The sequence below is a fragment of the Protofrankia sp. CiP1_Cm_nod4 genome (assembly GCF_982290645.1).
Genome location: NZ_CEVIVC010000172.1, coordinates 1 through 9,360, shown reverse-complemented (window position 1 = coordinate 9,360; position 9,360 = coordinate 1). Strand labels below are relative to the sequence as shown.

General features: G+C 67.1%; 11 protein-coding genes. 1 reads left to right on the top strand and 10 read right to left on the bottom strand.

Annotation, left to right across the window (positions count from 1 at the left end; genetic code table 11):
* The coding region (locus tag AC5LSR_RS21525) for an HAD family hydrolase (protein WP_493468905.1) at window positions 1-546 on the bottom strand (546 nt) is incomplete at its 3' end.
* Window positions 547-604: 58 nt separating this feature from the next.
* Between AC5LSR_RS21525 and AC5LSR_RS21520 the strand changes: the two genes are divergently transcribed.
* A complete protein-coding gene (locus tag AC5LSR_RS21520; protein WP_250285171.1) occupies window positions 605-1,243 on the top strand; it encodes a uridine kinase family protein in 639 nt (212 codons plus the stop codon).
* Here the strand turns inward: AC5LSR_RS21520 and AC5LSR_RS21515 are convergent.
* From AC5LSR_RS21515 to AC5LSR_RS21475, 9 genes are all read right to left on the bottom strand, one after another.
* Window positions 1,233-2,117 (bottom strand): FkbM family methyltransferase, encoded by an 885-nt coding sequence (locus AC5LSR_RS21515; RefSeq protein ID WP_250285172.1) that lies wholly within the window; start codon window positions 2,115-2,117, stop codon window positions 1,233-1,235. The genes AC5LSR_RS21520 and AC5LSR_RS21515 overlap by 11 nt on opposite strands.
* Complete coding sequence (ilvE, locus tag AC5LSR_RS21510) at window positions 2,114-3,046, bottom strand: branched-chain-amino-acid transaminase (RefSeq protein WP_250285173.1); 933 nt, start codon at window positions 3,044-3,046, stop codon at window positions 2,114-2,116. Before ilvE ends, AC5LSR_RS21515 begins: the two co-directional genes overlap by 4 nt.
* A gap of 12 nt (window positions 3,047-3,058) precedes the next feature.
* A complete protein-coding gene (locus AC5LSR_RS21505) occupies window positions 3,059-3,724 on the bottom strand; it encodes a transaldolase family protein (protein ID WP_250285174.1) in 666 nt (221 codons plus the stop codon).
* Window positions 3,724-4,311 carry a D-glycero-alpha-D-manno-heptose-1,7-bisphosphate 7-phosphatase gene (locus AC5LSR_RS21500; protein WP_250285175.1) on the bottom strand — a complete coding sequence of 196 codons (588 nt, stop codon included), beginning with the start codon at window positions 4,309-4,311 and terminating at the stop codon, window positions 3,724-3,726. The genes AC5LSR_RS21505 and AC5LSR_RS21500 overlap by 1 nt, the downstream gene beginning before the upstream one ends.
* A complete protein-coding gene (locus AC5LSR_RS21495; protein ID WP_250285176.1) occupies window positions 4,308-4,886 on the bottom strand; it encodes a phosphoheptose isomerase family protein in 579 nt (192 codons plus the stop codon). Before AC5LSR_RS21495 ends, AC5LSR_RS21500 begins: the two co-directional genes overlap by 4 nt.
* Before the next feature lie 20 nt (window positions 4,887-4,906).
* Window positions 4,907-5,803 carry a GHMP family kinase ATP-binding protein gene (locus AC5LSR_RS21490; protein ID WP_493468904.1) on the bottom strand — a complete coding sequence of 299 codons (897 nt, stop codon included), beginning with the start codon at window positions 5,801-5,803 and terminating at the stop codon, window positions 4,907-4,909.
* 95 nt (window positions 5,804-5,898) lie between these two features.
* Complete coding sequence (locus AC5LSR_RS21485) at window positions 5,899-6,822, bottom strand: NAD-dependent epimerase/dehydratase family protein (RefSeq protein ID WP_250285178.1); 924 nt, start codon at window positions 6,820-6,822, stop codon at window positions 5,899-5,901.
* On the bottom strand, window positions 6,819-8,045 hold the full coding sequence (locus AC5LSR_RS21480) for an NUDIX domain-containing protein (protein ID WP_250285179.1): 1,227 nt from the start codon (window positions 8,043-8,045) through the stop codon (window positions 6,819-6,821). The genes AC5LSR_RS21485 and AC5LSR_RS21480 overlap by 4 nt, the downstream gene beginning before the upstream one ends.
* On the bottom strand, window positions 8,042-9,208 hold the full coding sequence (locus AC5LSR_RS21475; protein ID WP_250285187.1) for a glycosyltransferase family 4 protein: 1,167 nt from the start codon (window positions 9,206-9,208) through the stop codon (window positions 8,042-8,044). The genes AC5LSR_RS21480 and AC5LSR_RS21475 overlap by 4 nt, the downstream gene beginning before the upstream one ends.
* Window positions 9,209-9,360: the final 152 nt, after the last annotated feature.

Sequence of the window (9,360 nt, the reverse complement as noted above, 5' to 3'; positions counted from 1 at the left end):
GGCTCCGAGTACATCGTTGACAAGCCCGTCTCCGACGTACCAGGAATGTTGGAGTGGGACGCCTAGCCGCTCGGCAGCGCAATCAAATATCCTCGCGTCGGGTTTCTCCACCCCAAGCATTTGGGAATCGACCAACACGTCGAAATAGCGAGCAAGGTCAAAGGCGCCGAGCTCTTGTTCCAATCGGCCATCGGCGTTGGCCACCGCGGCCAGGCACACACCCCGTTCCTTCAGCTCAGCGAGCGTCGCGTGAGCGCCCGGGTCAAGGACCGAGTATAGTTCGGGATGGCGAAGTGCGCGAGCAAAGGCCGCTTCCGCGCGGCTTGAAACGACGTTGAGGAGGAAGCCAAGGTGCCGGGCGACCCGGCCGTCCCCATCCGCCCCTCGCGGGTAGTCGAGGTGGCGGGCCTCCGCGGCCAGGACGAGTGCGGCGACGGCGTCGCTGGGGTCAACCTGCACACCTTCCTCCGCAAAGCACCCGGAAAGCACGTCCCCATTGACATGAATAAGTGTCATTCCAACATCGAAAAGTATTGATTTTGGCATTTTAGAATCCACTGGATAAGAATCCATCTTACGTCTGGAACTATGGTTTGATCGGTACATGACAACTACTGGATTCCGCTCCACAGAACTGCTCGACCTCGGGACACTTGCCGAGCGCATCCGCCAAGAAGTCGATCTTCCGCTGATTGGCGTAGACGGCCCTGGCGCGGCGGGAAAGAGCACCTTCGCCGTGGCGCTCGCCCGGGCTCTCGGCGCGGTGGTCGTCCAGGGAGACGACTTCTACCTGCCATCGACGATCCGACCATCCGGCGACTTCGTCCCGGGGGCGCAGTTCGACCTCGACCGGCTGCGCGACCAGGTCCTCTCTCCGGTCGTCGGGAGGTCGCAGGCCAAGTACCAACGGTACGACTGGGACCACGACCGTCTCGGCGACTGGGTGGATGTGCCCGCCGCAGTCCCGGTGATCATTGAGGGGATCTACAGCACCGAGGCCCGCTTTCGGTCCTTCTACACTCATCGAATCTTCTGCACCGCCGACCGCGGGCTGCGCCTCGCCCGCGGACTGGAGCGCGACGGCGAAGCCGCCCGCTCCCAGTGGGTCGAGGAGTGGATGCCCGCCGAGGACCGCTACTTCGCCGAACAGCACCCCAGCGACGCGGCCCATCTGGTCCTCGACGGTTCCGGCACCGGCGAGCAGCCCCGTTACACGATCATTGGCGGCCACTTCACCTCCTGACGAAGATTGCTGAATGGGGTCCGTGGTCCGCCGCAGCGGAGAAACCGTACTCTGCGAGGCGGGCCACGATCCGCTCCCTGCTCACGTACTTCGCATGGATGTCCAGCGCCAGCACCCGCACGCGGCGCAGCCAGTCCGGACGCCCATCGAGCAAGATCTGCTCTTCGGCCCCCTCGACGTCCACCTTCAGCAGGTCGGCGCTCTCCCAACCGGCGGCGTCCAGCAGCTGGTCTACGGTGACCGCCCGCACCGCCAGCGGAGGTAGCGCGAGGTCGCGCTCCGGCCGGTGCCGGAATGCTGTGCGTGCCTCGGCCACCGATTGGGTCGTCGAGCTTGACGCCCACCAGCCACTCGGGAACAACCGCACCTCCCCCGGCTGTCCCGCCACTGCAGCCTGCTCGACCACCCAATCGAACCCGTTGGCCGCCGCGTTCACGCGAAGTTCCTCCGCGTTCTCTGGGACCGGCTCGACGCACACCACCCGGGCGTTGGGGAAGCGCAGGCTGAAATACAAGGGCGAGGCGCCCATGTTGCTCCCCAGATCGAGCACGGTACGGACCTCTCCCCCGGCCTCCTCATACGGGAACTCATAGATTCCGTACACGAAGACCTCCCGGAGCACGAACAGATCGCTCAGCCCGGCCCGCAAATGGCATCGTGCGGTCCGTCTGCCGACCGCGACGCGCACCCAGCGGTGTGCCCGACCATCCCCCGGACGGCCCGCGACTAGCCGCACGTGAAACTCGAGAACCGGCCAGATCAGCCCCTGTCGCCATGCAAGCCCGATGTCACGGACGAACTCGCGCCCCTGCCGTGCCAGCAGTCTGAGCGGCCCGGTCTGCGCGCTATCCTCGTCACGACGCAGGTATCTCACAGCATTGGTCCGGCGGTGAGCCAGCCTCGGGTGTCGTCCTTTCCCTGCCGACAGGCGTCGTAATAGCGCTCCTGCAGCTCCCGGGTCAGCGGTCCGGGCTTGCGCCCTCCAACGTCGAGTCCGTCTATGCCGGTGACCGGCGTAATCTCGCACAGGGTTCCGGCGAGGAACACTTCGTCGGCGAGGTAGAGTTCAGTGCGTTCAACGTCCCGCTCCTCGACTTCGGTACCAGTTTCGGCGAGCAGTTCGATTGCGCTGCGCCGGGTGATGCTCTCAAGGATCCCGGAGGTCAGCCGCGGTGTCGCGACCCGTCCGCCACGCATGACGAACACCGAGGCGCCACCGGTCTCGGCCACCCTGCCCTCAGGGTTCAGCAGGATGGCCTCCCCGTACCCGTGTGTCGTCGCCTCGAGCCGGGCGAGTCGCAGGTTGTAGTAGTTGGCGGCGGCCTTCACCCGGGGTGGGGCGGTGGAGTCGTCCGACCGCCGCCACGACGAGACCTGGCAGGTGAGTCCCTGCTCAATGGAGTCCGCGCGCGCCGACTCGAAGACTGGCAGGAAAAAACCGCAGTCCTCGGCAGAACCTCCGACGGTGTACTTGCCCTGCTCAAGGTAGACGGTCGGGCGGGCATAAACGTCCTGGCGATAGCCGAGGCGGGCCACCAACTCGCCGAGCGCCCGGGTAACCTCCTCCACCTGGATCGGCCGGGGAATACGGACGACCCGCATCGACTCGGCTAACCGCCGGACATGGTCCTCGACATGGACGAAGTAGTGCCGTGACTCGGCCTCGTTCCAGTAACCCCGCAGTCCTTCGAAGACACTCGCCGCCCGCAACACCACCTCGCTCCAGACGTGCACCCGGGCGTCCTGCCAGGGGCGCACCGCCCCATCGAACCATATCCGCTCAGGCGTGGACAGATCGCTCATCATTCTCCTCCGTTATGAACCATGCGGCGCTCCGGCGTCCTGTAGAAACTGCTTCACGGTGTGGCGTGCGTACTTGTGATCGACCAGGGCCGAGAGAACGTCCGGCGGCAGCGTCAGGCTGTGGGCGCCAGCCGTCATGCTCCGCTGCGCGTCAGCGGCACCGCGCACGCTCGCCGCAACCAGCCGGACCGGCAGCCGCCAGTCGTCGATCCAGCGCCGGCATGCGGCTAGGACCCCAGGTCCGTCACCGCCCTCATCGTTGATCCGGCCGACGAGCACGCTGGCGTACGCGGCACCCGCCTTCGCTGCCAGAGCCACCTGCCCGAACGACAGGCAGGCGGTGGCGTTGACCCGGACCCCCGCCTCGGCGAGTGTAGAGATCTCGGCGAGACACGGCTCGCCCTCCGGAGTAAGCACCGGCACCTTGACTACGATGTTCGAGGCGAGGCGGTGCAGCTCCACACCCTCGCTGACAAGTTCTCCACCGGCGGCAGAGGTGACCTCCGCGTGCAGGGGGCCGGGCGCGACCAGGTCACTCAGTTTGGCAAGCGTGCCCGTACGGTCCGTGACGCCAGCCCGACGCAGCACAGTCGGGTTGGTGGTCACGCCGTCCAGGACCCCCTGCCGTAGCCAGTAGCGGATCTGCGCTTCGTCGGCGCTGTCGAGGAAGAGCTGCATCAGAAGTCCTTGTAGAGGATCGAGCCGACGAGGTCGGGAAGGTTGTCCGCGATGAGGTCGGGGCGTGTGCCAGCGAGTGTCGGGCACCGATCGCATCGAGCGGAACCGAGCCAGGCTGTGCGGCATCCCGCGGCCCTGCCCGCCCTGACATCTGTTCCCGTGTCCCCGATGAACCAGCAGTCGGCGGGGGCGGCGCCAAACACGGCAGCCGCTTTCAGCAGCAAGCCCGGGCGCGGCTTGCGGTCAGGGCAGTCGACGCGCAGCCTGGTTACTGAGGCGTCCGGGTGATGCAGGCAGTAGAAGACGTGATCGATCCGGCCGCCTTCGGCTTCGAGACGGTCCAGCAAGGTCCGGGTCACCTGACCGAGCAGCCGAGCTGTCATTTTCCCTTTGGCGATACCCGGTTGGTTGGACGCGATCGCGCAGGGGACGCCGGCCGAAGTGATTCGGGCCACAGCCTCTGCCGCTCCGGGCATCAGCCGGACCTGTTCGGGACGGGCCGGGGAATCGACCGTACCCAGGTCGGGTTCGTGCCAGAGCCGGTTGAGCACGCCGTCCCGATCGAAAATGATCGCCTTTGGCTTCATGGGCGCAACGTCTCCCAGAGCGGCGTGACGGTGTTCAGCCGGGGATGGGTCGCCAGCATGTGCCAGACGACCGACTGGATGATCTCAGTGTGGGTGGTGCGGAAGGTCAGATCTGCGACGGGCACGCGGATACAGACGTCGGCCAGGCGCGCGGTTTCGCCGCCGTCCGGGCCGACCACCCCGCAGACGAATGCCCCCCGCTCGGTCGCAAGCCGCACCGCCTCCACAAGGTTCACGCTCACCGGCGGATCCTCGGAGCCGCCGCCCACTGAGAACACCAGCACCGCGTCCCGAGGCCCAAGCCGGCTGTCCTCGAGCCAGCGAGAGAACGCGTAACGCCACCCGTGGTCGTTGGTCAACGCCGTGAGCGAAGCCGGGTTATCGGTCGGTGCATAGGCATCAAACCCTGCCAGCCCGCGCAGGTCACAGACCGCATGCCCGGCGTTGCCGGCACCGCCGCCGATCCCGAGGATGAACAGCCGGCCGCCGGTGTCCCGCACCTCGCCGAGCCGCTCGGCGAGCTCGTCGACGAGGGCGGTGTCGAGCCGTCCGGATATGGCCGCCAGCTCGTCCAAGAACTGCTTGCTGAAGCCCGTCAAGGTCGTCCTCCTAGGCGGGTGGTGACGGTTCCCTTATCGGTGAACGTGAAAGGCACGTGGACCAGTCCGGTGTCGCGCAGCGCGGCAATCACCCTGGGATGGGTGTCGGGACCTGCGTAGACGAGCAGGAATCCGCCACCACCCGCACCGACGATCTTGCCTGCTTCCGCTCCTTGGGCACGCGCGGCGCTGAGCCAGTCGTCCCAGAGACCCGAGGCCTCGCGCTGCCGTTTGATGTGCCAGTGTTCCCTCATCAGTGGTGGGATGTCGTCCAGCCGTCCGGCTTCAAGCGCGACGCGGGTCTCGTCGCCGAGCTTGCGGATGTGGTCGAGCTGCTCGATCCGGCGGCTTAGTTCAGTGCCAGCCGTCGGGACCACGAGCTGCGCCACGCTGTCGCGGCGCCGTCTGGTATAGAAAAGCAGCAAGCGCTCGTCTAACAGTCGCAGCGTCCTCGGAGTAGCCACGATCCGCGTCGCGGTTACCGTTCCCGATGTGTCGATGACTAGCCGGCGCGGCCCGCCTAGCCCGCAGGCGTAGTGGTCCTGTTTACCAATTGGCATGCCAAGTCGGCCTACTTCCAATTCGTGAGCCTGTTCGATGAGCTCCACGGGGGACGGTTCGCGCCCGGCCAGTGCGTGCAGGACGCCCAGCAGGCTGATCGCGAACGCGCCCGAACTGCCGAGCCCGGTCCCTGGCGGCACGGGCCCCATCGAGGTGATCTCACAGGGCCGATCGGTTCCGGTGAGTCGGAGCGCTTCTCGTAGATAGGGATTGCCGACTTCAGCCCCCGCCGCGGTGATGTCTGTGACGTCGTGGGAGAACCGGTGGCCACCGTCCAGGCGGCCAAGCCGGCCGACAACGGTGACGCACAGCGAGATGGCGACAGTCAGCATGTCGCCTCCGAACCGGGATCGGTAGAAGGGCAGGTCGGTGCCGCCCCCTCCGAGCGTCAACCGGAGAGGGGTCCGTACGATGGCGAGGGCCTCGGTCACGCGGGCTCCCGGGTTGCGATGAGCCGTCGGACCGCCTCCGTGACGGCCTGCGCCGCAGTCAGCCGAGGCCGCCAGCCGGTCGCCAGGATCTTCTCAATGTCCAGCTCGACCACTGGCTGGTCTCCCGGCCAGGACAGGTCCGTTGAACTCGGTCTGAGCTCCGGCGGCGGCAATCGCAGGGCACGGGCCACGGCGTGCGCCACTTCCGCCACACAAAGGCTTCCACCGGCGGCGAGGTTGTAGACCTCGGCTCCGGTCCCTGCGGGCAGGTCGGCGACGTACCGCATTCCTGCAATCACATCGTCGACCAAGACGTAGGACTTGCGCTGCCTGCCGTCTCCGAGGACGGAAAGGACGGTGGGGTCCCGGTCGAGTTTGGCGATGAAATCGCGTATGATTCCCCGGCTCATCCCGCCGCCGACGGCGTTGCCTAGCCGGAAGACAAGCCCGCGAATACCGAAAAGCCCGGTATAGGCGGAGATCAAGCCTTCACAGGCGAGCTTCCCCGCCCCGTACAGTGAGCCTGGCAGCAGAGGACCGTCCACCTCGCGGACGACCGGGCCCAGCCCATTGCCATAGACCGCACTCGTGGATGGGAAGAGAAGTGTTCCAACCCCGGCTTGGCGCATCGCTTCGAGCACCTGCTGGGTAATCCACACGGAGGAGCGGAAGTCAATCCCGGTGTCCCGGGCTCCGAGCGGGATGTCGGCATTGGCCGCGAAGTGCCAGACCTCCTGAATTCCCGGCACTGCTCGAGGAAGCACGTCTGCGAGTTCTCCCCGCAGGTAGGCGACCTGGTCGGGCGTCCCCGGAAGCGGGTCGACGAGGTCCGTGGCGATGACCTCGTGCCCGAGACCCGCCAGGGTCTGGACGGCATGGGAGCCTATGAACCCTGCCGCCCCGGTGACGAGTATCTTCATGCTTCGGCCTCACCTTTCTGATCCGATCGGTGCAGCAAGAGGGCAGCGAGGGTCGCTGCGTCGAAGACCAACCCGTCCGCGATGTGCCGGGCAAGCAGGCTGGGCGGGACGCACCAGGTCTCGGCACCGAGCTCGCCGGCCTCGAGCCGCGCCACGTCCCGGCGTACGGCTCTGACCTCGACGACAGCGAAACTCTGCGCCGCCCAGTCAGCCGCCTCGTACAACCGCTCCGCCAGGACCCGCGGCGCGGCGCCGATCCAGCCTGTCTCCTCGGCGAGCTCACGGAGCGCGGCATCCGTGGCCGACTCGCCGGGAAGCACTCCGCCCTGCGGCAACTCGAGACTCCATCGGCCCGCCGCGTATCGGAACTGCCGGGTCATTACCAGGGAACCGTCATCCAGCCGGCAGAGGACCAGCACCGAGTCCGCCCGGGTGACCATCGCGAACGGCTCGATGGAGCCATCGGCGAGGCGGACCTCATCCTCACGCAACTGCATCCATGGGCTTGAGAAGACCTGGCGGGTGCTGATCCGCTGCTTCGGCGGGCGTCCGTCCACTAGCCTCGCGAACTCGGCATGGCTCACCGGCGAGCCGATCTCGTAGAAGCGCTGATGGACTTCGAGCGCCGCGAGCTCACCATCCTCGATCAGCGACCGGAAGAGCGTTCCGAGGTCCGCGGGGCCAGGCGGGAGGCGGCTCAGCGAGGCGCGCCGCAGCAAAGCGATGCCGTAATCGACGTACTCGAGCCCCTCAGCGGCCTTGTCGTACCGGACGACAAGGCCGTCCCGGACCTCGGTGTTGCTGGGCACGAGCCGGTCCTGGTTGTGCAGGACGACCATGGCGGCCTCCCGGCCGGTGGCGTACCAGCGCTCCACTAGCCCAGCGAGGTCGACCGGGGTGTAGGTGTCGCCCAGCAACAGGACGAATTCCTCCTCCAGGTTGGCCTCGCGGAGGCAACCGGCGGTGCCCAGCGGCGTGTCCTCGACGGATGCGGTCACCTTCAGACTGTCCGGGGGGCGCTCCTCCAGGTAGGCGATTACCTGGTCGGCGCGGTGGCCCAGGCAGAGATGGATCGAGGGGATGTCCTGCACGGCGAGGAGATCCAGGACGTGCCCGAGGAAAGGACGGCCCCCGACCGGAGCGAGGACCTTGGGCAATCCGGGCAGCATCCCGGCCAGCCGGGTACCTGGCCCGCCCGCCACGATGACCACCTGAGAGATCATCCGACGACCTCGTGGAGCACCTGTTCGGTCCGGTCAATCATCACGGTCTGGGAGAAATGCTTGACCACATGTCCCCGGGCGGCGGCACCCAGCCGGGAGCGCAACTCTGCGTCGGCCCGCAGCCGTCGCAGAGCTCCAGCGAGGCCTTCGGCGTCGTCGGGATCCACGAGTTCGACGAGACCGGCCCGAGGCCCGGCTGCTCCGGCCGCGAGGATCTCGGTGAAGCCCCCGATCCTGGTGGCGACCGCGGGTCGGCCCGAACTCATGGCCTCCAGCAGCGCCAAGCCGAGTCCCTCGGACAGGCTCGGCTGGGCGACAGTGTCGGCGGCCGCGAGGAGGTCCGGTACCCGGCTGTGATCCACCTCGCGGTCGATCATCACCCTCCCGCGCACGCCGAGGCGGTCGACCTCCGCTTCCAGCGCCCCGGCGTACTGCGTGGACGCCGAGCTGACCGTTCCGGCAATCACCAGCCGGGCCGGCTCCTCGACCCGGGCGAACGCCCGGACTAGACCGAGGTGCCCCTTCCGCTCCTTGAGCCGTCCGACCGTGACGAAGAGGAACTCCCCGTCGCCCAACCCGTACCGGCGCCGGAACGGTCCTCCGTCACGACTGGGGTGGAACAGTTCGGTGTCGACCCCGTGGTGGATCAGCCGGATCCGTTCCGGCGGCAGCAGCTTCGCGGCGCGGGCACGGTAGTACTCGGACCCTGCCAGCACAAGGTCGGGTGCGAGGCTGCGGTAGCCCAGCGCAATCTTTCCTCGGCCGAACGGTTCGGTCTCGGGCTTGTGCTCGTGGTAGGAACCGACCAGCGGAATGTCCAGTTCGGAGGCGACGATCCTGCCGAGAACGGTCGTCTCCAGATTGTTCGCGACGACGACGTCGGGGAACCATCCCGCCAGAGCGCGGGCGAGCTCGGGCAGCAGACCGAAAACCATCTGCTCCCAGGGCAGCTTACTCGGATCCGTAAGCAATTCCCGGTACTCCGAAAGTCGCCGGACCCGCAAGCGGTCACGTTCAGCTGTCAAACTCGTGCCCGCCACCCGGTCGGTGACTACCATGACGTCATGGCCACGCGAGGTCAAACCCTCGGCCAGCACGCTCGCGTAACTCTCCGCACCGCCTGTAGTGGGCGGAAAGCCAGAGGTCAGCAGAAGTACCCGCATCAAGCCAGCACCTCCCCAATGACGCTTTCGCCCTCTGGAACCACGGCATCGGGCAGCAGGACGCAGTCCCGTACCTTTGCTCGGGGCCCGACCACTGCGCCCGGGCCGATGACGACCCGTTCGAGAACAGCCCCTTCGCCGATCCGCGCACC

What these genes read in the sequence shown, in the direction of transcription:
- ilvE (WP_250285173.1), bottom strand. Translation starts at nt 3,046, where the DNA reads ATGAGCGATCTGTCCACGCCTGAGCGGATATGGTTCGATGGGGCGGTG.
- AC5LSR_RS21505 (WP_250285174.1), bottom strand. Translation starts at nt 3,724, where the DNA reads ATGCAGCTCTTCCTCGACAGCGCCGACGAAGCGCAGATCCGCTACTGG.
- AC5LSR_RS21480 (WP_250285179.1), bottom strand. Translation starts at nt 8,045, where the DNA reads ATGATCTCTCAGGTGGTCATCGTGGCGGGCGGGCCAGGTACCCGGCTG.
- AC5LSR_RS21475 (WP_250285187.1), bottom strand. Translation starts at nt 9,208, where the DNA reads ATGCGGGTACTTCTGCTGACCTCTGGCTTTCCGCCCACTACAGGCGGT.
- AC5LSR_RS21500 (WP_250285175.1), bottom strand. Translation starts at nt 4,311, where the DNA reads ATGAAGCCAAAGGCGATCATTTTCGATCGGGACGGCGTGCTCAACCGG.
- AC5LSR_RS21490 (WP_493468904.1), bottom strand. Translation starts at nt 5,803, where the DNA reads ATGCTGACTGTCGCCATCTCGCTGTGCGTCACCGTTGTCGGCCGGCTT.
- AC5LSR_RS21485 (WP_250285178.1), bottom strand. Translation starts at nt 6,822, where the DNA reads ATGAAGATACTCGTCACCGGGGCGGCAGGGTTCATAGGCTCCCATGCC.
- AC5LSR_RS21520 (WP_250285171.1), top strand. Translation starts at nt 605, where the DNA reads ATGACAACTACTGGATTCCGCTCCACAGAACTGCTCGACCTCGGGACA.